Source organism: Streptomyces sp. NPDC008139 (assembly GCF_042957025.1).
GTDB lineage: Bacteria > Actinomycetota > Actinomycetes > Streptomycetales > Streptomycetaceae > Actinacidiphila.
The window spans coordinates 1-23,630 of record NZ_JBIBHM010000016.1 but is presented as its reverse complement, the minus strand read 5'-3'; the positions used below and the strand labels follow the sequence as shown (position 1 = coordinate 23,630).

Sequence of the window (23,630 nt, the reverse complement as noted above, 5' to 3'; positions counted from 1 at the left end):
CGAACCCGTGCCCGGACTGAGACCTTCCTCCGCACAGGGGTCCCGTAGGGTGCTACAGCGCGCGTTCCTTGAACGCGTTCAAAGGGGAGGGGGAGGTCTCGTGCCCATGTCACGGGGTGTCAAGTCGGGGATCATCGGCACGGTGTTCGTCGGAATGCTCGTGGTCGCCGGGTACGGCGCCTACAACATCTACGACTCGCTGGACGGCAGCGGCGGGGGCGGCGGCACGTCCGCGCGGCCCAAGCCGACGCCGGTCAACACCGCGCCGCCGAGCGCCGCCGAAGTCACCGACGTCGGGGACGACTTCCTGACCGCGTGGTCGTCGGGTGACATCACGCGGGCGGCGGCCCTGACCGACTCGGTGCGGACGACGACGGCCGCGCTCACCGCGTACAAGACGCAGGCCCACGTGACGTCCGTGCAGCTCACCCCCGGCACACCGGCGGCGACGACCACCACGACCATGCCGTTCACGGTGACGGCGCAGGTCACGTACGACGGCGTCACCACCCCCTGGAGCTACCGCTCGTCGCTGACCGTCGTACGCGGCGCGAGCGGGAAGCCGGTCGTCCAGTGGAAGCCGTCCGTGATCAGCCCGGAACTGGGCGACGGCGACCAGCTCATCACCGGTCAGGCCAAGGTGCCCGAGGTGGATGTCGTGGACCGCAAGGGGCGGGTGATGGACCCGGCCGACTATCCGTCGCTGAGCCGCATCATCCCCGACCTGCGCACGCGGTACGCGGAAAAGCTGGGCGACGGCACCCCCGGCATCGAGACGTACGTCCAGAAGGCGGACGACTCGGCCGGCAAGACGCTGAACGTGCTCAAGAAGGGCAAGCCCGTACGGCTGGACACCACGCTCGACGCCACGATCCAGAAGGCGGCCGAGAAGGCGGTGGCGGGCAAGGACAAGTCCGGGGTGACCGCCGTCGACACCACGAACGGCGCCATCCTGGCGGTCGCCTACGGCCCGGCGTCCGGCACCGACTACGCGTTGCAGGACAAGGCCGCGCCCGGCTCGACGTTCAAGATCGTCACGGCGGCGGCACTGCTCCAGCGCGGTCTGACGCCGTCCTCGCCCGCGAAGTGCGTCAACGGTGCGAACTACGGTTACGGCAAGGCGTACAAGAACGACGGCGGCATGAACAACCCCGGCGCCTCGCTGCAATGGGACTTCATGAAGTCCTGCAACACCGGCTTCATCCTCCAGGCGAAGACGCTCGGCGCGACCGGACTCGTGGACACGGCCAAGCAGTTCGGCCTGACGCAGGGGTGGAACATCGGCACCGTGTCCCAGGACCCGGTGGTGCCGGGCGGCACGGGGGACGAGCTGACGTCGGAGATGATCGGACAGGGCACTCTTCAGATGAGCCCGCTCATCATGGCGTCCGTGGCCGCGACCGCCAGCACCGGTGACTTCCACCAGCCGCGGATCGTCGCCAAGAGCCTCATCGAGGGCCCCATCGCCACCGCCTCCGGCATCCCGTCGAAGACGACGCAGTATCTGCGGCAGATGATGCGCGCGACCATCACCAGCGGCACGGCCAGCGGTGTGATGAGCGGATTCGGCCCCAACTCCGGTGCCAAGACCGGCTCCGCCGAGACCGACACCTCCCCGGAGGCCAACGGCTGGTTCACCGCGTACGCGGGCCATGTCGCCGCCGCCGCCGTCGTCCACAGCGGCGGTCACGGCAACCAGTCCGCCGGCCCCATCGTGGCGGCCGTGCTGCGCGCCTCCTGACCCGCCGATGCGTCCGTCGCACCGCCCGAACCGCCCCAGCCGTCTGAGCGGTCCGCGCCCTACGAGCAGCCCCGGCCGTTCGAGCCGCGGATGACGCCGCTGGTCGTCGCCGTCGTCCTCACCGCCGCGATCACGCACGCGGCGTGGAACGCCATCGCTCACGGCATCAAGGACCAGGTCCTCGCCTTCACCCTCGTGGGTGGCGGCGGGGCCCTGTGCGCCCTGGTCCTGCTGCCCTTCGCGGCGGTGCCGCACGCGGGCGCGTGGCCGTATCTGATCGCGTCGGTGGTCATCCACCTCGCCTACCAGTACCTGTTGATGCGGTCCTTCCAGCTCGGCGAGTTCGGGCAGGTCTATCCGATAGCCCGCGGTATCGCGCCGCTCGCCGTCACCGTGCTGGCGGCCGTCTTCGTCGCCGAGCGGCCGGGGCCCTGGCAGACCGCGGGCGTCATCACCTCCTGCGCCGGACTCGGCGGCGTCGCCCTGTGGGGCCTGCGCGGCAAGCGCCCCAACTGGCCCGCGCTGACGGCAGCCGCCGGTACGGGACTGACCATCGCCGGGTACACGGTCGTGGACGGTGTCGGCGTCCGTGCCTCCGGCAGCTCGCTCGGCTACATCGCCTGGCTGCTGCTGTTCCAGGGCCTGGTGATCCCGGCCGTCGCATTCTCTGCGCGCCGCAGAGAATTGGCCGCGCAGCTAAGACCCGTCGCCCTGCGCGGCCTCCTCGGCGGCGCTCTGTCCATCACCGCCTACGGCCTCGTCCTGTGGGCCCAGACCCGCGCGCCGCTGGCCCCGGTCGCCGCCCTGCGCGAGTCCTCGATCATCGCGGGCGCCGCCATAGGCGCGCTGTTCTTCAAGGAGCACTTCGGCCGTCCCCGTATGGTCGCCGCCGTGGTGGTCGTGACCGGCATAGGTCTGATGCTGCACGCGAGTTGACGCCCACCCGGACAGGCCCCGCAGCTTGTCGGGGTTGACCTGGAAGCGCAGTTCGTGGATGCGGCCGTCGGCGGCGAGTTCGAAGGTGAGCGCGCCGGCGGGCGCGCCGTGCAGGGTGAAAAGAACACCCGACCGGCCGTTGACGGCGGCCGGGGTCGCGGTGATCGCGGCGAGTTCGGGCTTGCCCAGGACGCCGAGGACCCACCGGGCCACGTGGTCGGCGCCGCGCAGCGGGCGGGTGGCGGCCGTCACCTTGCCGCCGCCGTCGGACCATGCGGTGACGTCGGGGGCGAGCAGCGCCAGCACCGCGTTGAGGTCGCCGCCCGCGCAGGCCGCGAGGAACTTCTCGGTCACCGCCGCGCGGGTGGCGTCGTCGGCGTCGTAACGGGAGCGGCGCGCCTGGATGTGCGCCCGGGCGCGGTGCGCGGTCTGCCGTACGGTCGGCTCCGCGCGCTCCACGGCCGCGGCGATCTCCGCGTACTCGTAGCCGAAGACCTCACGCAGCACGAAGACCGCGCGCTCCAGCGGGCTGAGCGTCTCCAGGACGACGAGCATGGCCATGGACACCGAGTGCGCCGTGTCGGTGCGGTCGGCGGCGTCGGGCCCGGTCAGCAGCGGTTCCGGCAACCACGGGCCGATGTACGTCTCGCGGGTGGCGCGCGCCGAGGTGAGCCGGTTCAGGCAGAGCCGGGAGACCGTACGCACCAGGTAGGCGGTGGGGTGGCGGACGTCGGCGCGGTCGGCGCGCGCCCACCGCAGCCAGGTGTCCTGGAGTACGTCCTCGGCGTCGGCGACGCTGCCCAGGAGGTGGTAGGCGGTGGAGAACAGCAGCCGCCGGTTGCGCAGGAAGGCGTCGTTCCCGCGCGCGCCGCCGAGGTCGCCCTTTGGGCGCTCGTACGTGCCGCCCGTGCGCCGTTCCCCCGTGTCGTCCGCCATCCGCTCAGGCTGGCAGCAGCGGCCCGGCCCCGGCAACCGGCCCGGCGGCGATCGCCCGCACCCCCTGCGCGCTGTCGCGGTACGACGGCCGCCAGCCCAGTTCTGCCGCCGCCTTCGCGCTGTCCAGTTTCAGCCGGGTCCCCATGATCGCGCGCATCAGCGGGGTGGCGCACAGCACCCAGGCCGGTACGGTCAGCGGGCGCGCCACGCCGTACGCGTCGGCGACCGCGCGGATGTGGGTGGCGAAGCCGAGCGGCCGGTCGTCGGCGATGTTGTACGCCTGCCCCGGCCGCCCCGAGGTGACGGCGAGCGCGACCGCGCGGGCCGCGTCGCCGGCCTCCACCCACGACACCTGGCGGTGGGTGTCGTCGACGACCGGCATGGTGCGCTTGCGGAGCAGCGGCAGCATCAGGGTGTCGGTGACGCCGGCGCCGTAGAAGAGGCCGAAGCGCAGGGCGACGCCCTCGACGCCGTCCGCGCCCAGGACCAGTTCCTCGTTGACGCGCATGGCGGCGACGTGCCGTTCCAGGTGCGGGTCGTCGCCGTGCGGCCCGAACGGTGTGCCCGCCTCGGTGACCGGACCCTCACCGTGGTCGCCGTATCCGTAGCCGAACATCATCGACTCCGTGACGCAGCGCCACGCGCCGGTCGTGCGGGCCGCCTCCAAGAGGTGCCGGGTTCCGGCCGTACGCAGCGTATTGGTGCCGTCCATGTCCCGGTGCCTGGTCATGGACTTGCCGGACAGCGCGGTCGCCGCGTGCACGACGACGTCGAAGCGGAGCCCGTCGACCGCGCGCAGCAGCGCGTCACGGTCGAGGAGGTCGGCGCGGATGTCGTGGGACGCGCCCCTGCCGAGCTGTACCACCTGGTGCCCGGCGGCTGTCAACTCCTTCGCGGCGGAACGTCCCAGGACGCCGCTGCCGCCCGCCAGCAGAATCCGCAGGCCCCCGCCGCCCGTGCGCCGGTCGCTTCCCGTGTCCTTCGCAGCGTCCATGCCGTCCGTCCCTCGTCCCGTGCCGGGGCCGGACACACACAAGCCGGCCGCCTCGTCGATGCCCATAGGACAAACGGCCCGGCGCCCGCGTGACAGAAGCGGAGGTGACCTGCGTCACTCTTTCCCGGCGGCGCCGACGGCGGCTCCCGCCGCGGCTCCTACGGCGCCTCGTCGTCGGCGATCCCGGCCGACAGCGCGTTGGTGAACCCCGGATTCGCGGAGAGGATGCCGCCCTCGACCGGCAGCGTGACACCGGTGATCCAGGACGCGTCGGCGGAGGCCAGGAAGGTGACGGCGGCGGCGATGTCGGCGGGTTCGCCGACGCGGCCGAGCGGGTAGAGCCCCGCGGCGGTCTCCAGCGTGGACTCGCGGCCCGCCCACGCGGGCGTGCGGATGGTGCCGGGCGCGACGAGATTGACGCGGACGCCGCTGGCCGCCGCGTGCACGGCGAGCGTGCGGGTCAGGGAGATCAGTCCCGCCTTGGCCGCGCTGTAGGAGTGGTTGCCGAAGTACGACAGGCCGTTGACCGAGCCGATGTTGACGATCGCGCCGCGCCCGCCGGACGCGGCGGCCAGGTGCGGCAGCGCGGCGCGGGAACAGCGCATGGCGCCGGTCAGGGTGACGTCGAGGTCGCGCAGCCAGTTCTCGTCCGGCTCCTCGGTGAAGTCGTCGGAGTGATCGCTGCACGAATAGGCGTTGTTGACGAGGACGTCGAGGCCGCCGAAGGCCGCCACCGCGTGCGCGACCGCCGCGTCCACGGCCGTACGGTCGGCGACGTCGCACCCGACCGCCTCCGCCCGACCGCCGTCCTCGCGGATCGAGGCGGCGGTGCGCTCGGCCGCTTCACCATTGAGGTCCGCGAGGAGTACGGCGGCGCCTTCCGCGGCGAATCTGCGGGCCGTCGCCTCGCCGATGCCCCGGGCGCCGCCGGTCACCATGACGGTGTAGGTCGCGAATCGTTCCCCTGAATACGCCGCCGCAGCTGTCCCGTTACGCACCATCGGGTCAGCGTAGGCACTCCCGTACCGCCCTGACCAGGGCTTGGGCACGGGGATCCGCGGTGACGTTCTTCTGCATGGCGTTGGTGACGTAGCCGAAGCCGATTCCGCTCGCGGGGTCCGCGAAACCGAGGCAGCCGCCGCGGCCGGGATGCCCGAAGGAGCCGGGCGCCAGCAGCGGGGACGCCGGGCCGTGCAGCATGTATCCCAGGCCGAATCGAGTGTTGACGATCAATACTCGATCCGGCCCCTCGGACTCCACCGTCCGGGCGGCGGTGAGCGTGGCGGGCACGAACAGCCGCGGCCCGTCCGTCAGTTCCCCGATCAGCGCCGCGTAGAAGCGGGCCAGCGAGCGCGCGTCGGTGATGCCGTTGGCGGCGGGCAGCTCCCCCGCGCGATAGGCGGGGTCGTTCTCGTCGGGCCGCGGCGAGATCGCCCCGAAGGCGCGCATGGTCAGCGACTCGGGGTCGGCGTAGGCGTCCTGCACGGACCGCTTGGGCCGGGCCCGCAGCGCGCCGGAGACGGCCGGCTCCGGCGTGACGGTCTCGGCGGTGCCGCCCACCCGGTGCGCCTGCCCCGGCGGCAGCCCCACCCACAGGTCGAGGCCGAGCGGCCGGGCGATCTCCTCCGCGACGAAGCGGCCGACCGTCCGCCCCGACGCGCGCAGCACCAGCTCCGCGACCAGCCAGCCGTAGGTGTGCGCGTGGTATCCGTGCGCCGCGCCCGGCGGGAACTGCGGCTTCTGCGCGGCCACCGCGCGCGGCCCCGTCGTGCCGTCGAGCGCCTGCTCCGGCGTCAACGGCGTGTCCAGCGCGGGCACTCCGGCCCGGTGCGCCAGCACGTCCCTGACGGTCACCCGCTCCTTGCCGTGCGCCTTGAACTCCGACCAGTACGCGCCCACCGGCGCGTCCAGATCCAACTGGCCGCGCTGGTGGAGCAGCAGCAGACAGGCCGCGGCCACGCCCTTGGTGGCCGACCGGACGATCTGCACGGTGTCCTCGGCCCACGGCTTCCCTGAAGGCTCCCCGGCCGACGCGGCGCCGCCCCACAGGTCGACCACCTTGCGGCCGTGCCTATAGAGCGCGAAAGCGGCGCCGGCATCCCCCCGGCGGGTGAAATTCTGGGCGAAAGCGGTACGTACCGGCTCCCAGCCGTCCTCCGCCGTGCCGTGGACGTCCGTGAACGCGTCCATGAATGCCGCCTCCGCCTGCCGCTCCGCCGGTCCACCCGCTGCACCGAACTCTGCGGCACCCATGGTGCACGACGAAGATGCGCGTTCTGTAAACAGGCGGTGGGGCGGGCCGTATACGCGGCCGAGCGCGGGCGGCGGAGGGGCGGCGCCCGTTCCCCGCGATCGGCGGCGGGGCGGCGCCCGTTCCTCGCGGCAGGAGCCGGAAAACCACCCCGGCCCGCGGCGGGCCCGCGACCCCGGCCGGAGAGTGTCCGGCCGGAGCGCGGGACCCGTCACGGGCCCGGTGGGGGGTCCGCTACGGGAGCGGCGGGTACGCGTTCTGCACGAGCTGGTGGAACTGCGCCGAGAACCAGGTACCCGCGAGCGGGGCGTTGGCCAGGGCACCGGTCGGGTTGTTGCCGTTGCGGGCGTTACCGGTGTAGGTCGGGTCGCACATCCGGTCGAAGCCCTTGCCCTGGTCGTTCGGGATCTGGGTGCTCGAACCGTCGGACTCACCCGGAGGCTTCACCCACACGTAGGCGTCGATACCGGCGGCGGGCGCCGCGGTCGGGCGCTCACCGATGCCGGCCCCGGACTGGTTGCACCAGTTGCCGGCGTGGATGCGGCGGTCGATACGGCCACCGTCGACGTAGGTGTCAACGGTCGTGGTCGCCCCGGGACCGGCGGGACGCGAGGCGCCGCCCCAGCCGTTGCGGGAGGTGTCGATCAGCATGCCGATGTTGGAGTTGAAGCCGTCCGACACCAGGAGATTGCGCAGGGCCTGCGCGTAGCTCTGCTCATCGACGTATTGATTCCAGTCAACCCACTTGGACTGGCGAATGGTGGTGCCGTTCACGCTGTCCGTGACCTTGAAGTTCGGCTCCACGGTGGCGCTGTAGTTGGCCGTGTTGACGATGAAGCCCTGGACGTCGTTGACGGTGGCGCCACCGGTCTTCGCGGCCTTCAGGAACTCCTGCGCGGCGGGCGCCAGGTTGGAGTCCCAGCCGAGCCAGGCGTGGTGTCCGGCGTCGATGTAGTTGTACGTGTTGCCGATCGCGCCGAGCTTGGCGAGCGCGTAACCGACGCCGTTCTCGTAGTTGCCGTTGGCCTTCATCGTGGCGCAGGCGTCCGTCGAACCGGCGGTGCCGCCCGCGTTGGTGACCAGGTTGGGCAGCGAGTCGGGCTCGATGATGTTGACGATCCGCAGGCCCGCGTACTTCGGGTCCGACATGATCGCGGCGATCGGGTCGATGTACTCGGTCTTGTAGCGGCCGATCTCCGTCGCGCCCAGTTCGCCGTTGGAGGCGAGCGCGGCGCAGTCACGGCCGGGCAGGTCGTAGATGACCAGTTCGATGGTGAGCGGCTGGCCCGCGGCCTGCTGCACGGCCGCGTCCAGGTGGGCCTTGAGCCCCATGGCACCGTTGGTGCCCGCGATCGCCGCGATCCGGTCCAGCCACACCGCGGTGGACTGGTTGGCGATCTTCGATCCCCCGTCGGCCGCGGCCTTCGCGGACCAGTCCGGGTTCACGTAGCCCTTGGCGCCCGCGTACGGGTTGTCGACCCTGGTGCCGGGCGGCGGCGAGGTGGGCGGGGTGGTCGGCGGCGTCGTGGGGGGCGTCGTCGGCGGAGTGGTGGGGGGTGTGGTCGGGGGCGTGGTCGGCGGGGTCGTACCGGTGCCGCCGCCGCACACGACGCCGTTCAGGGTGAACGACGACGGCTTGGTGTTGGTGCCGCTGTACGAGCCGTTGAAGCCGAAGGTCGCCGTACCGCCGGTCGCCACCGCGCCGTTGTACGACAGGCTCGCCGCGGTCACGGCCGCGCCCGTCTGGCTCACGGTGGCGTTCCAGCCCTGGGTGACCTTCTGATTGCCGGGGAAGTTCCAGCCGAGTTGCCAACTCGTGATGGCCGGGCCGGTGTTGGTGATCGTCACCTGCGCGGTGAAGCCGGAATCCCACTGGCTCACGTCGTAGGCGACCGAGCAACCGGCGGTGGCCGCCGAGGCGGATGTCGTACTCATCGCGGCGACCACGCCGCCTGAGGCGACGACCATCAGGCCGGCCGCGAGCGCGGCGGTTCTGCGTCGGACTGTCGGGACTGCCATGTGCGAACAACCTCCATAGGGGGGATGGACCCCTCGAAACGACTTCGCGGGGTCATGGGAGGTGGTGCGGTGAAGCATGGTTCGGTTACACGCTCTTAACGTGGGAGCGCTCCCATAGTGGGCAGGCGGTCCGCTCCTGTCAATGCTTGGCGCTACGTCCATGGAGTTGGTCCCGGACGGGGGCCGGGCGCCAACACCTCTGAAACGCATGACGGTTGGCGGACCCGCCCGGACGGGCGGCCGGGCGCCGGGGGCGGAACCCCCGGCGCCCCCTCGTGCGTTACGCCGTCGCGGCCGCGGCGGCCCGCCCCGCCGCGCGCCCGGAGAAGATGCAGCCGCCGAGGAACGTCCCTTCCAGCGACCGGTATCCGTGCATCCCGCCGCCGCCGAATCCCGCGGCCTCGCCCGCCGCGTAGAGCCCGCTGAGCACCTCGCCGCGACCGGCCGCGCCGCCGTCCTCCGCGCCTTCCGATCCGCCGCGCAGGACGCGCCCTTCGAGGTCGGTCTCCAGGCCGCCGAGCGACTTCCGGGTCAGGATGTTGAGCCGCACGGCGATCAGCGGCCCCGCCTTCGGGTCGAGCAGCCGGTGCGGCGACGCGGTGCGAATGAGCTTGTCGCCGAGGTAGTTGCGGGCCCCGCGAATGGCGGTGACCTGCAAGTCCTTGGTGTACGTGTTCGCGATCTCGCGGTCGCGCGCCTCGACTTCGCGCCGTACGACCGCCTCGTCGACCAGCCCCTCGCCCGTCACGGCGTTCATCCCCCGTACCAGGGCGCCGAGTTCCTTCTCCACCACGAAGTCGACGCCGTGCTGCTTGAACGCCTCGACCGGCCCCGGCGCCCCCGGCAGCGCGCGCTTGAGCACGTCGCGCACGCTCTTTCCGGTGAGGTCCGGATTCTGCTCGGAGCCCGACAGTGCGAATTCCTTCTCGATGATCTTCTGGGTGAGGACGAACCAGGTGTACTCGTGGCCCGTCCCCATGATGTGCTCCAGGGTGCCGAGCGTGTCGAAACCGGGGAAGTACGGGACCGGCAGCCGCTTGCCGGTGGCGTCCAGCCACAGCGACGAAGGGCCGGGCAGGATACGGATGCCGTGCCGGGCCCAGATCGGGTTCCAGTTCTCGATGCCCTCGGTGTAGTGCCACATCCGGTCACCATTGATCAACCTTCCGCCCGCCGCCTCTGTGATGCCGAGCATCAGGCCGTCCACGTGCGCGGGAACGCCGGAGAGCAGTTTGCCGGGCGGGGTGCCGAGCCGCTTGGGCCAGGCGGCCCGTACGAGATCGTGGTTGCCGCCGATGCCTCCGCTTGTGACGACCACGGCCTGCGCGCGCAGTTCGAACGCGCCCGCCGTCTCCCGTGAACTGGCCTCGCCGCGCGCCACGTCGCTGGCCACCAGGACCTCACCGGTCACACCGTCCACGGCGTCGCCGGTACGGGTCAGGCCGGTCACCCGGTGCCGGAAGCGCAGCTCGACCCGCCCGCGCGCGACCTCGTCGCGCACCCGCTGCGCGAAGGGCGCGACGACGCCGGGCCCGGTGCCCCAGGTGATGTGGAAGCGCGGCACGGAGTTGCCGGGGCCGGTGGCCAGGAAGCCGCCGCGCTCGGCCCAGCCGACCACCGGGAAGAAGCGCATGCCGCGCTGGTGCAGCCAGGCCCGCTTCTCGCCCGCGGCGAAGTGCACGTACGCCTCGGCCCAGCGGCGCGGCCAGTAGTCCTCGGGCCGGTCGAAGCCGGCCGTGCCGAGCCAGTCCTGGAGCGCGAGGTCGGGCGTGTCCTTGATCCGCATCCGGCGCTGCTCGGGCGAGTCGACGAAGAAGAGCCCGCCGAAGGACCAGAACGCCTGGCCCCCGAGGGACGCCTCGGGCTCCTGGTCGACCAGGATCACCTTTCGTCCGGCCTCCGCCAGCTCGACCGTGGCCACCAGACCGGCCAGCCCCGCGCCCACCACCACGACGTCCGCGTCCAGCGCCATCCGACCGCTCCTTACTCGCCAGTAGTCAACGTAGTGACGAGCACGTTACGCGAGCGGCGGGCGCGGGTCAGCGGCATCGGGACCCCGCATGGTCCGAGGCGCGGGGCGCCGACCCGGCTCGGTAGGATTCACGCCATGTCTGATGCCCCGCTCCGCGTCCGTTTCGCCCCCTCCCCGACCGGTATGTTCCACGTCGGCGGCGCCCGTTCCGCCCTCTACAACTGGGCGGTCGCCCGACAGTCGGGCGGCACCTTCGTCCTGCGCATCGAGGACACCGACGCGGCGCGCAACAAGCCCGAATGGATCGACGGCATCATCAGCGCGCTGGCCGCCATCGGCATCAGCGGCGCCGACCCCGCCTTCGAGGGCCCGTACTTCCAGTCGCACAACGCCGACCGGCACCGCGAGGCCGCCTCCCGGCTCCAGATCGAGGGGCGCGCGTACTACTGCGACTGCACGCGCGACATGCTCAAGGAGCGCACCGGCTCCGAACACCTCGGCTACGACGGCTTCTGCCGCGAGCGCGGGCTGGCGTACGAGCCGGGGCGGGCGATGCGTTTCCGCACGCCGGACGAGGGCGAGACGGTCGTGGTCGACCTGATCCGCGGCGAACCCGCCTTCCCCAACAGCTCCATCGAGGACTTCGTCATCGCCCGCGGCGACGGCTCCCCGGTCTTCCTGCTCGCCAACGTCGTGGACGACCTCGACGAGCGCGTCACGCAGGTCATCCGCGGCGAGGAGCACCTGTCCAACACGCCCAAGCAGCAGCTCCTCTGGGAGGCGCTGGGCGCCACCCCGCCCACCTGGGCGCACCTGCCGGTGATCGTCAACGAGAAGCGGCAGAAGCTCTCCAAGCGCCGCGACAAGGTCGCCCTCGAGGACTACCTCGCCGAGGGCTACCTGCCCGAGGCCATGGTCAACTACCTGATGCTGCTCGGCTGGGGCCCCGGCGACGACCGCGAGATCCTGCCGTACGAGGAGCTGGAGCAGCTCTTCCGCATCGAGGACGTCATCGGCTCCTCGGCCTTCTTCGACGTCAAGAAGCTCACCGCCTTCAACGGCGAGTACATCCGCGCCCTGTCCCCCGCCGCCTTCGTCAGCGCCTGCGCGCCGTGGCTGACCGCCCCGCACGCCACCTGGGACCCGCTGTCGTACGACGAGGCCGTCTTCGAGACCGTCGCGCCGCTCGCCCAGACCCGGATCGCCCTGCTGTCCGAGATCACGTCGTACGTCGACTTCCTCTTCCTCGACGAGCCGGTGCGCGACGACGCGTCGTGGTCCAAAGCGATGAAGGCGGGCGCGGCGGATCTTCTGCGCGACGCAGCCAATGAACTGGGCGCGCTTCCCGACTGGTCGGCCGAGCCCCTGAAGGCGGCTCTGGAGTCCATCGCCGCCGCCCACGGCCTCAAGCTCGGCAAGGCCCAGGCGCCCATCCGCGTCGCCGTCATGGGCCGCACCGTCGGGCTGCCGCTCTTCGAGTCGCTCGAAGCCCTCGGCCGCGAGCGCGCGCTGGCCCGCCTGGAGGCCGCCCGCACCCGGCTGGAGTCCGAGACGCCCGCCGAGTCGTAAGACCCGCCACCCTGGCGCGGCGGGTCTTACGCCGCCGCGCCGGACCCGGCATCGGGACCGGTCGCCGGACGGCGTACGGTCGCCGCCGTGACCGTTTACGACACCGCCCGGCGGCTCCCCGCCATCCCCGTGCTCCGTGACCACTGCCGCGCGCTGGCCATGCTGGAGGCGATACTCAGCCCGTCGTGGGAGAGCCGCTTCTACTCCTTCGACGCGCACTGGTCGGACGTCGAGGAGATGGCCTCCATGAGCAACGGCTCGGGCGACGAATACTCCATCGTCTTCTCCCCCCTCGGCGCCTACGTCCGCGGCTTCGCCCACGAGTCCCGGATGAGCCCCTACGTCGAGGACGGCCCCTGGCCCGGTGTCCTCGACGACGTCCCCGCCGTCTTCCGCCCCTGCGTCGAGGAACCCGCCTTCAGCGACGAGGACGGCATGCCCGTCGTCACCGCCTGCCTCTGGCGGCAGCCCGCCGACACCGCGTGGCAGGCCGGCGGCGCCATCGAGTTCCCCGACGCGCCCGACGGCGACCCCGACGGCGCCGGGCTCCTCTTCCCGCTGCTCACCGACCGCGACGCCGACGCCTACCGCGCCTTCGCCGAGGACTACTACGAGGTCCCGGTCGCCCCCGCTCCCGTCCACCACGTCCTCGCCCTGCGCCCGCTGACCGCCGAGGTCGTCACCACGCTCAACCCCGACCTCACGCTCCCCGAACTGGCCGACGACATCGCGGCCATCGGCTACCCGCGGCCGTAGCCGTAGCCCTAACCCCACCGCCTGACTACGTACGGCCGTCCGCGCCGCTCTCCGGGGCGGCGTGGACCAGGCCCGTGCGGTAGACGATGACGACGAGCTGCGCCCGGTCGCGACCAGGTCCCCCCGCGCTACCCCTGGCCGCCCGCGGGCCCGGAAGCCACCCCCTTGAACCGCGCCCACACCACCTTCCCGAACGGCTCCCGCCCCTCGACCCCCCACCCGTCCGCGACCGCCGCGACGATCAGCAGCCCCCGCCCCCGCACATCCGCCGCACCGGGCTCGCACACCCGCGGCCTCCGCTCCCCCTCCTCGTCACGACTGTCATGCACCTCCAGCCGCACGCACCCCTCCTCCACCACCACCCGCACCAAAAACCCATGCCCCCGCCGCGTCCCGTGCGCCAACGCGTTCGACGCCAACTCCGATACGCACAACCGCACGTCGTCAACGACAGGCGACAACCCCCATGCCCTCAGAGCCCCCACGGCGAATTCGCGTGCCAGCCCGACCGATTCGCGTTTCGCGTCGAAGAATCTCGATACGTCCGCGGGTAAGGCTCCGGCCTTGAGCGCAGCGCTCTCATCGGTCACGGAATGTTCCCTTCGTGTAGCACAGTGAAATCACACACAGACGTGCCGGATTTGCGGGAATCCCGGCCTGGACCCCGTGCGGCACGCCAACGACGAACAAGGGGTGCGATGAAATCGCCCCTCTTGAGACTGGACCGGTTGACCGGTCCAGTCAAGCGATTGTCAACTATCCGTGACTCATCGGGTAGTTGTCCGTCAGCTCCCACAGGTCGGAAGGAGTGACGCCTTCTTCTGCGACGAGAACCCGGCCGTCCTTGTCGTGCGCGACATGGAGCACTACCGCGACTGCGAGCGGTAGCTCACGTCGCAACTGCTCCGCCTCCGCTGACGTCGCCAGGCGCACTTTCGTGAGGTCGGTACCCCGCGCCGGTGAACGCCCGGTCTGGCGGGCCACGTAGTGGGTCGTCCCTTCGGCGATCGGACCCGCCTGAGTCAGCTTCGGACAGGCCTCAGCGATGTCCGCCGGAAACCAGGCCGTGACCAGCGACAGCGGAGCACCGTCGTCCAGCAGCACCAAGCGGTCACGCCGCAGAGCGGACACGCCCGCGGCAAGGTCCAAAATCCTTGCGACACGGTCGGGCGGCGTTTCGTGAACAGGCTTGCCCAACCGTCGGAAGGGGTGACCACCGGTCACGCGCGTGGCGTCTGCGCGGCGCCGACCGGCAGGACGCGCCAATGGCGTTGCGAGTACGTGGAATCCCTGCCCCTGGCGAGCCGCCACGAGGCCGTCTCCCCTTAGCACATCCATCGCCTTGATGACCGTCGCCCGCGACACGGACCACTGCTCGCACAGATCCCGCCCGGACGGCAGGACGTCTCCCGAACCGAACTCACCGTCGGCGATCCGGGCCCGCAACGAATCCGCGATCTCTTCGTACTTGAGCTTGGGCATGGCGGGGCACTCCCGTTCGGTGGACAGGTTGACCGGTCAGGGTAGACCATCACAACCATGGCGACCGCACCCCACGTAGCGTCCGAGATCCTGGACTTCTACGGCTCGGTATTCGACGAGTCGACGCGTCTGACCTCCTCTGCCGACGGCGCGCTGGAGTTGGCGCGGACCCGGGAGATCCTGCGGCGTCATCTGCCGCCCGCGCCCGCCGCTGTGCTCGATGTCGGCGGCGGGGCCGGGGTGCATGCGAAGTGGCTGGTCGAGGACGGCTACCGGGTGCACTTGGTGGATCCGGTCGAACGGCATGTGGAGCACGCGAAATCGGTCGGCTGCACCACGGAGTTGGGCGACGCGCGAGCGTTGAGCGCGGGGGCCGGGACGTACGACGCCGTCCTGCTGCTCGGACCGCTCTACCACCTGCTGGAGCGTGCCGACCGCGATCAGGCGCTAGCGGAAGCCCGGCGGGTGGTACGGCCTCGTGGCATGGTCGCTGCCGCCGCGATCGGACGGTACGCCTCGCTCTTCGAGCACACCGCGACGACGCTGCTGACGAAGGACCGCGTCCGGGACGCCGTCGGTGACATCCTGGCGACGGGCCGCCACGACCCCGGACGCAAGGGCTTCACAGCCGCTTACTTCCATACAGCGGTGGAGCTGGCGGATGAGCTGACCTGCGCGGGCCTCACCGACGTGACCGTCCTCGGTGTCGAGGGCCCGGCCTGGGCACTGCTGAAGGCCACCGAGCAGCACACGGGCGAGCCTCTGACCGACTCACCGATGTTCGCCGCGGCTCTGACCGCCGCCCGGCTGGCGGAGCCCTACCCGGAGCTGCTGTCCGCCGCATCGCACCTGCTGGCGGTGGGGACCGCCTGACGTCGGCCGTCTGGCCAAGGTCTGTGGGACGGGGTCCCACGGGTGGGCGCGCTGCTCCCGGGGCGGGGCGCATGGGCGGCGGACGGGGGCGAGGCGGGGGCGCAAGGTGGCGAAAAGTTGCCGGGGGTTTCCGGGGGCCGAACCATGGGAGGGGTGAGCGACGGCGCGTACCTCCGATTCCCGCATCTCCACGGCGACCTGCTCAGCTTCGCCGCCGAGGACGACATCTGGGTGGCCCCGCTGGGGGCGGCCGGGGGGTCGCCGGGGCGGGCGTGGCGGGTGACGGCGGACCGGACGCGGGTGGGGCCGCCGCGGCTGTCGCCCGACGGTTCGACCATCGCGTTCACGACGTGGCGGAGCCTGGACCCCGAGGTGTATCTGGTCCCGACGGACGGCGGGGAGTCGCGGCGGCTGACGTATTGGGGCAGCTCCGACACGCGGGTGTGCTCGTGGACGCCGGACGGCCAGGTGCTGGCGGTGTCGTCGCACGGGCAGCCGTTCGCGTACCACACGTGGGCGCACAGCGTGCCGGTGGACGGCGGGCCCGGCGGGCCGCTGCCGTGGGGGCCGGTGTCGGACATCGCGGTGTGCGACGAGAACGGGGAGCCGGGTGAGCGCCGCACCCTGCTGTTGACGGGGACGCCGCCGCACGAGCCGCACGCGTGGAAGCGGTACCGCGGCGGCGCGACGGGGCGGCTGTGGCTGCACGGCGAGCGGCTGGTTCCGGACATCGACGGTCACCTGGCGTCGCCGATGTTCGTGTCGGGCCGGATCGCCTTCCTCTCCGACCACGAGGGCATCGGCAATCTGTACTCGTGCCACCCGGACGGTACGGATCTGCGGCGGCACACCGACCACGCCGAGTTCTACGCCCGCAGCGCCGCCACCGACGGCCGGCGGGTGGTGTACCAGTGCGCGGGCGAGCTGTGGCTGGTGGAGGACCTGGCGGCGCCCGGCGCCCGGCCGCGCCGCCTGGACATCCGGCTGGGCGGTGCGAGGAGCGGGCAGCGCCCGTACCAGGTGCCCGCGGCCTCGAATCTGGACAGCCTGGCCATGGACGGTACGGGCCGGGCCAGCGCCGTCTGCGTACGCGGCAGCCTCTACTGGCTCACGCACCGCGACGGCCCCGCCCGGACGATCGCCGACGAGCCCGGCGCGCGGGTCCGGCTGCCGGAGATGCTCGGCGACACCGGTCTGGTCGCCTTCGTCACGGACGCGGAGGGCGAGGACGGGATCGAGCTGGCGCACCTGCCGGGGCGGGCGTCGCGGACGGCGATCCGCGGCGGCGCGCGGGATTCCGCGGCGGCGGACGCGAAGGCGCAGATGACGGAGGCGGAGGACGTCACCGAGGTGACGGAGGAGCTGACCGATGTGGTGCCGGTCGCAGGTGGCGACAAGGCGGACGGCGGGGCGGGTGGCGGAGGCAAGGGCGGCGCGGACGTCAGCCGTTCGAGCACCGTCTACACGGACCCCGCGGACGCCCGCGGCAAGGGCGAAGGCCCCACCCGTACCCCCGGCTCGGACGGCCAATCGCCCGACACCGATGTGTACACGGACGACGACGTCACCGGCGGCGGTCACGAGCCGGACCGCCCCATTCGCCTCGCCGTCGGCAAGCTCGGCCGCGTCCTGGAGCTGGTCTCCTCCCCCGACGGCGGCACGCTGGCCGTCGCCACGAACGACGGCCGCCTGCTGCTGGTCACGACCGGCGAGGCGGAGGACGACTCAGACGGTGACGAGGGCGGTGACCCGTACGGCCTAGGCGACGACGTACGGGCTGACGTACGCGACGTGCGCGAGGCAGGCGACGAGCCCGGCGGCGCGGGTGACGGCACGCGAAACGGCGTACGCCGCATACCGCTGGACGATCGCACAACCGACGGCCGCACCATGGCGGGCGCTGTCGACGAGCTGATCCGTTCCACCAACGGCCCCGTCCGCGACCTGGCCTTCTCCCCCGACTCGGCGTGGCTGACCTGGTCGCACCCCGGTATCGGCCGCAGTCTGCGCTCGGTGAAGATCGCCCGCTTGTCGGACCAGTCGATCATCGACGTCACCAACGGCCGCTTCGAGGACGAGCAGCCCGTCTTCACCCGCGACGGCCGCTACCTCGCGTTCCTGTCGTGGCGCGGCTTCGACCCGGTGTACGACGTTCATACCGGCGACCTGTCGTTCCCGCTCGGCTGCCGCCCGTATCTGGTGCCGCTGAACTCGGCGACGCCGTCACCCTTCGCGCTGCCGGTCGACGGCCGTCCCATCGGCGGCGGTCTCGACCCGGGCGAGAGCGGCGGCGGCGACGGCCCGGTGGTCGTGGAGGTGGAGGGCCTGGCGAACCGGGTGACGCCCTTCCCCGTCCCCGCGTCGAAGTACTCGGCGCTGGAGCCCGTGCACAACGGCCTGGTCTGGCTGCGCTGGCCGATCTCCGGCGCGCTCGGCGAGACCTTCGCCAACCCCACCGACCCCTCCGCCCGCCCGACGCTGGAGTACTACAACCTGACCAAGTCCAAGCGGACCGAACTGGTCCACCACATGGACTGGTACGCGGTCAGCGGCGACGGCCAGCGCCTGGCCGTCTTCGACGAGGGCGAGTTGGCCGTCCTGCCCGCCACCGAACGCGGCGACGACGACTCGACGGTCTATGTCGACATGCGCCGCATCCTGCACGAGGTGGACCCGCCGGCCGAGTGGCGGCAGTCGTACGCCGAGGCAGGACGGCTGATCCGCGACTACTTCTGGGCGCCCGACATGTGCGGCGTCGACTGGCCCGCGATCCTCGACCAGTACCGCCCGCTGGTCGAACGCGTCGCCACGCCCGACGAGTTCGCCGACCTGCTGCGCGAAGTCCTCGGCGAACTGGGCACGTCGCACGCGTACGTCGCCCCCGCCCGCCGCAACGAGGGCCCGCCGCACTACCAGCGCCCCATCGGCCTGCTCGGCGCCGACTTCCAGCACGGCAAGGACGGTACGTGGTCGGTCGTACGGATCCTGCCGGGCGAGTCGTCGGACTCCAAGGCCCGTTCGCCGCTGGCCGGTACGGGCATCCGCGAGGGCGCGGTCCTCACCCACATCGACGGGCGGCCGGTCGACCCGGACGCGGGACCGTATCCGCTGCTGGCCGGCGCGGGCGGCACCACCGTCGAGCTGACCTTCGTCGGACCGGGCCGCCGCGGCGCGCCCCGCCGCGTCGCCGTCGTCCCGCTGATCGACGAACGCCCGCTGCGCTACCAGCATTGGGTGGCCAAACGCCGTTCGGTCGTACGGCGGTTGAGCGGTGGCCGGTGCGGTTATCTGCACATCCCCGACATGGGCGGCTCCGGCTGGGCGCAGTTCAACCGCGACCTGCGGATGGAAGTCGCCTACGACGCCCTGCTCGTGGACGTCCGCGGCAACGCGGGCGGTCACATCAGCGAACTGGTCATCGAGAAGCTGACCCGCACCATCCTCGGCTGGGACCTCACCCGCAACGCGCAGCCGGTCTCCTACACCGGCAACGCCCCGCGCGGCCCGGTGGTCGCCATCGCCGACGAAGCGACGTCGTCCGACGGCGACATGATCACCGCCGCCTTCAAACTGCTCGGCATAGGGCCGGTCGTCGGCTCCCGCACCTGGGGCGGCGTCGTCGGCATGACCGGCCGCCACCGCCTCGGCGACGGCACCGTCATCACCGTCCCCATGAACGCCGCCTGGTTCGACGCGTACGGCTGGTCCGTCGAGAACCACGGCGTCGACCCCGACATCGACGCCCTCCGCACCCCCTTGGACTGGGCCGAGGGCCGCCACGGCCAGATGGACGTCGCGGTCCGCACCGCCCTCGCCCTCCTGGCCGAACACCCCGCCGCCACCCCGCCCGACCTCTCCACCCGCCCCAACCGCCAGCGCCCCCCACTCCCCCCGCGCTGAAGTTCTCGATCACGCGATCTAGCGGGCTCGGAAATCACCGAACCGCCTGGACGGGATCAACAGGCGTGCCAGCACCGTCGCGGTACTGACGCGCCACCGCGAGCATCCCGCGTGCCGCTTCCCCAGGCAAGCCGTGCGAGGAAAGGAAGACCCGCGCGGCGTTGTTCCCAGCGGCACGTCCCGACCTCACCCATTTGCCACCCAGCGCCGCCTTGCCATCCAGCACCCCCACACGCTGTCCGAACTCACCTTCCGTACGTCTCTCCCCAGGCCCGACGGCAACCGAGCGGGGAAGCTTCTCTCCCCCGAAGCAGGGCCTCACTCGCCGTCATCGATGAATTGTTGGGCTTCGCCCACACCGGGGTGACCACGACCGTAAACGCCACGTCCGAATCCAGCGGAGGCGATCAACCTCCTCGAACAGGCGCTCAACAACCCCGCCGAGCTCACAACCGAGCCCGATGTCGGCGGCGAGCCGCGCCGACTTGTGTAACGCCCCTCCGCTGACGTTGCCGCAGTTACTGTCGTCAGACACCACAGCGGCCCCACCGGAAACACTCCGGTGGGGCCGCCGCCATCGTGATAATTCAATACTCGACATATCGCCGAATAGAGGCCTCACTTAGGATTGACTGAAGGTAGCGGACTTGTTCCGCTAGACATTGCCCACCCCTTCCTCGACCCGAATCTCGACAACGAAATCAGGCAGGGCCCCTTCGAGGGGTGGCCATCGGGCCCAGCCGACTCAGGCTCGGCCTTCCAGTCGACCAAATAAACGACCGCGGAATAGCGACCACTCGGCAGCTCGATCCGATTTGCATCCCGCCTTGGAAAGTCGCCCGCCTCCTCAAGACCCCTGATGTAAAGAAGACCCGGGGACGTCAACAGGTAGGGCTCAGAAGTAACGAGAACATGACGCCCTTCTCATTCGGTGAGTCCCGAGCCTGAGAAGTTCCAGCGGGTCAGTACCTCACATACTCCATCTGCACCCGCCATAACGGGGACCACAGCTCCAGCAGAGAGGGCCTGGACTAGCAGCTCATCGTCCGAGGCCCAGTCATCCCAGTCATCAGGATCACCAGTCTCTACGAAGTACTCGGTCTGCCAGAGAGCGCACAGGCCAGCATCAGTACGAACAGTCCTCGAAATCTGCTGAACAGTCGGATCGTCAGCGCATCCATTCACAATTTCCGCGAGCGGTCGTTGGCGCAGGCCGGCGTCTACACCGATCTGCACCGCACGCTGCGCGCGGTCCCGCTCCTGTCGGACGTGCTGTCGCGCTACGACGCCAACCCTGCACGCGAATTGGCGCTGTACCTGTCGTGGCTGGCCGTGGCGTTCGCGGACGCGAACGAGCCCGAGGCCGCCGCGCAGACCACGGCCCGGATGCTCACGCTCACTGACGGCGGCAGCGAACGCACCGCTGAGCGCGCCCGTGTAGTCCTGCAGCGACTTCGCGCCTTCCGCGAGGTGCCCGAACGAACCCGCCAACCCGAAGCCTATACCTCGACGCCGACCTGCCCGGCACCGGTCGGCCGACACGTCGGGCAGCCGGACTGCGAGGGCCAGCCGGTAACTGACCGAAGCTCTGACCACTGTGATCTGACCGCCGGTCACCGCACAGGTCACCGCGACACGGTCAGTCAGCGCGACAGTACGGACACCACCCTGGTCATCTCCCACTGGCAGTACACCGGAAGCGGCCTGCTGCCCGAACTCACCGACCTCGCAGCGCTGTTGGCCGCTGCGCCGAAGCCTCGGCCCGAGCAGCCGAGCCGTCACCGGCACGCGCGGCGCTCCCGCGACCGGGCCGGTCACTCCACCGGCCCGCTGACCGCCGCCACCCCGGCGGAGGTGACCGCATGACCGCCGACGCCGAACTCCTCACCGTCCCCGAGGTCATGGCCCGCCTGAAGATCAGCCGCTCCACCGTCTACGGCCTCATCCGCACCCGGCAGCTCGCCTCGATCACCATCGGGCGCGCCCGCCGCATCCCCGCCCACGCCCTGACCGCCCTCGTCCACCACCAGCTCGAAGAGGCAGCCTGATGACCACCTCCGACACCAACCCCAACTCCACTCCCGGTGCAGGCTCGCGCAGGGTCCGCGCCAACGGCGACGGCGCCGTCTACCAGCGCAAGGACGGCCGCTGGGAAGCCGCCGGATACGTCCTCGTCACCGGCGACACCCGCAAGCGCATCCGCGTCTACGGCACCACCCGCAAGGAAGCCCTGGCCCAGCTCACCGAGAAGGTCGCTGCCAGCAACCGCGGAGTTCCCGCCCCTACCGCCCAGGGCAGCCTCGCCGCGTTCCTCGCCTACTGGCTGGAGACCATCGCCGTCCACCGGCTCCGCGAGAACACCCACACCCGCTACACCGCCTGCGTGCGCCTCTACGTCATCCCCGGACTGGGCAAGAAGAAGCTCGCCAAGCTCACAGCCAAGGACGTCCGCACCTGGCTCGACCGCTCCGCACCACCTACCAGTGCTGCACACGCGGCCTCGACGCCGCCCGCGACCGGCCCCAGTGCTGCGAGGCCGGGACGTGCTGCCGCAAGCAGTTGTCCCCGCTGACGCTGGCATACCTGCACTCGGTGCTGAAGTCCGCCCTGGAGCACGCCGTCCGAGAGGAGGAGATCCCGCGCAACGTGGCCCGTAACGTCCGCATGGGCACTCCGCGACCCCGGCGCTTCGAGCCCCTCACCGCCGAGGAGGCGCGCTCGTTCCTCGCTGCCACGAACGGCCACCGGCTGAGCGCGCTGTTCGAACTCGCCCTCCGCACCGGACTGCGAAAGGGCGAACTCCTCGGCCTGCGCTGGGAAGACCTCGACCTCACCGGCGGAACCGCCAGCATCCGCCGCACTCTCCAACGCACCAACTCCGCTGGCCTAACGGCCCTCCCGACCAAGACCCACAGCTCCGAACGGCGCATCGCCCTGCCCACCGAGTGCCTGCACTCCCTCGAACAGCAGCGCGAACGGCAGGCCCAGGAACGCGCGGCAGCGGGGACCGGATGGAACGCGAGCGGGTACGTCTTCACCCGGCCCGACGGCAGCCCGATCGAGGGTGCCACGCTCACCCGGCACTTCAACGCCCTGCTCCGCCGGGGCGCCCTGCGACGCATCAGGTTTCATGATCTCAGGCACTCGGCGGCCACCCTGCTGCTGGAGCAGGGCGTGGAGCTCGTCGTGATCAAGGAACTGTTGGGCCATGCCCATATCGGCGTGACTGCGACGGTGTACGCCCACGTCCGGCTCCGCCTCCAGCGCGACGCCATCAACCTCCTCGGCAACGCCCTCCGGCACCCCGCTCGACCCGGCGATGGCGACGAACCACCCGTTCGTGCAGTGTCCGTCCGCTGACGTTGCCGTCAACTACTGCCGTCAGGCACCCGAGAGCCCCCGCCGGAATCACGTCCGGTGGGGGCTCTCTGCTTTTCAGAATTGCCTTATACCCCGAAAGCCCTTATCGCTGATCGGGCCCAGAGACCTATCAGTCGAGCATGTATCCATCCAAAATCGGCTCAACCCATGCAGCGTAGGCAAGAACGGGCCGATACGTAAGGTGCCCGGTGGAATCATCGACCAAATCCTGCCGAACGTGCAAGCCATAGTGAACTCGATACTTAATCCCACCGATATTCACTGTGCCACACGCAGTCCCGTCGAGCGTCCCGTCATATCCGGGATCGTCTACGACATCCCACCCTGCTTTCTGGGCAAGGTGAGACCAGACCTGGAAGGCTCTCTCGCTCCCTCCAAAGTCAGGCCTGACCCCACCAACCCGAGCGATGATCTCAACTGGGTCCCGCCGGTCGTTGCTCATACTCCCTCACCAGCCCTTATAGCTGCGCCTAGCCGGTTTGCCACCAGCTCATCCCACCATTTCCGTCTGGCCACATATACACGAACGTCGATCCCGTGTCTTCCGCCGCCCGCCTCATGGCCCCCATACAACTGGAACATGGGGTAAGAGTCCCGGATATGACTACATAGCCATCGTACGGAACGGGTTTCTCCAGGAAGAATTCATCGTTCCAAACGATCCTCGTCCCGTAGCTCGGCACCCCGCCCGACATTCGGGCAACGCGGTTTTCAGTGTGACTCAGTGAGCCTTTTCCATCATCGGCCTGAGCTGCTCAGATGCAGGGCGAGGATGGCTTGGACGAGGGCGGTGACTCGGGTGGTGGAGCAGCGTAGTTTG

General features: G+C 70.9%; 16 protein-coding genes and 3 pseudogenes. 9 read left to right on the top strand and 10 right to left on the bottom strand.

The features are described 5' to 3' along the window. The first annotated feature begins 106 nt into the window (after positions 1–106). Both ACFZBB_RS29490 and ACFZBB_RS29485 read left to right on the top strand, forming a co-directional pair. The gene (locus ACFZBB_RS29490) at positions 107–1,741 is read left to right on the top strand and encodes a penicillin-binding transpeptidase domain-containing protein (protein WP_391128602.1); all 1,635 of its coding nucleotides are present in this window, start codon (positions 107–109) and stop codon (positions 1,739–1,741) included. A 90-nt stretch (positions 1,742–1,831) separates the two neighbouring features. Next, complete coding sequence (locus ACFZBB_RS29485) at positions 1,832–2,677, top strand: EamA family transporter (RefSeq protein WP_391128599.1); 846 nt, start codon at positions 1,832–1,834, stop codon at positions 2,675–2,677. 9 nt (positions 2,678–2,686) lie between these two features. Here the strand turns inward: ACFZBB_RS29485 and ACFZBB_RS29480 are convergent. From ACFZBB_RS29480 to ACFZBB_RS29455, 6 genes and pseudogenes are all read right to left on the bottom strand, one after another. Next, positions 2,687–3,613: pseudogene (locus ACFZBB_RS29480) on the bottom strand (RNA polymerase sigma-70 factor); the annotation flags it as partial. Positions 3,614–3,617: 4 nt separating this feature from the next. Then, positions 3,618–4,607: an NAD-dependent epimerase/dehydratase family protein gene (locus ACFZBB_RS29475; protein WP_391128596.1), complete on the bottom strand. Its 990-nt coding sequence runs from the start codon at positions 4,605–4,607 to the stop codon at positions 3,618–3,620. Positions 4,608–4,765: 158 nt separating this feature from the next. Then, positions 4,766–5,608: an SDR family oxidoreductase gene (locus ACFZBB_RS29470; protein ID WP_391128593.1), complete on the bottom strand. Its 843-nt coding sequence runs from the start codon at positions 5,606–5,608 to the stop codon at positions 4,766–4,768. Between the two features lie 4 nt (positions 5,609–5,612). Next, the gene (locus ACFZBB_RS29465) at positions 5,613–6,797 is read right to left on the bottom strand and encodes a serine hydrolase (RefSeq protein ID WP_391128590.1); all 1,185 of its coding nucleotides are present in this window, start codon (positions 6,795–6,797) and stop codon (positions 5,613–5,615) included. A gap of 295 nt (positions 6,798–7,092) precedes the next feature. Then, a complete protein-coding gene (locus ACFZBB_RS29460) occupies positions 7,093–8,877 on the bottom strand; it encodes a glycoside hydrolase family 6 protein (protein WP_391128586.1) in 1,785 nt (594 codons plus the stop codon). Between the two features lie 280 nt (positions 8,878–9,157). Then, positions 9,158–10,849 (bottom strand): FAD-binding dehydrogenase, encoded by a 1,692-nt coding sequence (locus ACFZBB_RS29455; RefSeq protein ID WP_391128583.1) that lies wholly within the window; start codon positions 10,847–10,849, stop codon positions 9,158–9,160. Positions 10,850–11,032: 183 nt separating this feature from the next. Between ACFZBB_RS29455 and gltX the strand changes: the two genes are divergently transcribed. Both gltX and ACFZBB_RS29445 read left to right on the top strand, forming a co-directional pair. Then, entirely contained in the window at positions 11,033–12,418 is a 1,386-nt protein-coding gene (gene gltX / locus ACFZBB_RS29450; RefSeq protein WP_355338096.1) for a glutamate--tRNA ligase, read from the top strand. 87 nt (positions 12,419–12,505) lie between these two features. Then, on the top strand, positions 12,506–13,174 hold the full coding sequence (locus ACFZBB_RS29445; protein WP_391128580.1) for a hypothetical protein: 669 nt from the start codon (positions 12,506–12,508) through the stop codon (positions 13,172–13,174). Positions 13,175–13,302: 128 nt separating this feature from the next. On the opposite strand, the gene ACFZBB_RS29440 is transcribed toward ACFZBB_RS29445, so the two are convergent. Together ACFZBB_RS29440 and ACFZBB_RS29435 are read right to left on the bottom strand one after the other, a co-directional pair. Continuing rightward, positions 13,303–13,764, bottom strand: coding sequence for an ATP-binding protein (locus tag ACFZBB_RS29440; RefSeq protein ID WP_391128577.1), 462 nt, complete (start codon positions 13,762–13,764; stop codon positions 13,303–13,305). A gap of 166 nt (positions 13,765–13,930) precedes the next feature. Then, complete coding sequence (locus ACFZBB_RS29435) at positions 13,931–14,656, bottom strand: GntR family transcriptional regulator (protein ID WP_391128575.1); 726 nt, start codon at positions 14,654–14,656, stop codon at positions 13,931–13,933. 57 nt (positions 14,657–14,713) lie between these two features. On the opposite strand from ACFZBB_RS29435, the gene ACFZBB_RS29430 reads away from it, so the two are divergent. The 5 genes and pseudogenes from ACFZBB_RS29430 to ACFZBB_RS29410 all read left to right on the top strand — a co-directional run bounded on the left by ACFZBB_RS29430 (position 14,714) and on the right by ACFZBB_RS29410 (position 22,789). After that, positions 14,714–15,529: a methyltransferase domain-containing protein gene (locus ACFZBB_RS29430; protein WP_391128572.1), complete on the top strand. Its 816-nt coding sequence runs from the start codon at positions 14,714–14,716 to the stop codon at positions 15,527–15,529. Positions 15,530–15,673: 144 nt separating this feature from the next. Continuing rightward, the gene (locus ACFZBB_RS29425; RefSeq protein WP_391128569.1) at positions 15,674–19,429 is read left to right on the top strand and encodes a S41 family peptidase; all 3,756 of its coding nucleotides are present in this window, start codon (positions 15,674–15,676) and stop codon (positions 19,427–19,429) included. Positions 19,430–20,632: 1,203 nt separating this feature from the next. Next, on the top strand, positions 20,633–21,295 hold the full coding sequence (locus tag ACFZBB_RS29420) for a hypothetical protein (RefSeq protein WP_391128566.1): 663 nt from the start codon (positions 20,633–20,635) through the stop codon (positions 21,293–21,295). Continuing rightward, a complete protein-coding gene (locus tag ACFZBB_RS29415; RefSeq protein ID WP_391128563.1) occupies positions 21,292–21,477 on the top strand; it encodes a helix-turn-helix domain-containing protein in 186 nt (61 codons plus the stop codon). Before ACFZBB_RS29420 ends, ACFZBB_RS29415 begins: the two co-directional genes overlap by 4 nt. Beyond that, positions 21,477–22,789: pseudogene (locus ACFZBB_RS29410) on the top strand (tyrosine-type recombinase/integrase). The gene ACFZBB_RS29415 and the pseudogene ACFZBB_RS29410 overlap by 1 nt, the downstream one beginning before the upstream one ends. 491 nt (positions 22,790–23,280) lie before the next feature. Here ACFZBB_RS29410 and ACFZBB_RS29405 read toward each other — a convergent pair. Beyond that, positions 23,281–23,505, bottom strand: a complete 225-nt coding sequence (locus ACFZBB_RS29405; protein WP_391128560.1) for a hypothetical protein — start codon at positions 23,503–23,505, stop codon at positions 23,281–23,283. 43 nt (positions 23,506–23,548) lie between these two features. Then, a pseudogene (locus ACFZBB_RS29400) lies at positions 23,549–23,630 on the bottom strand (IS5/IS1182 family transposase); the annotation flags it as partial.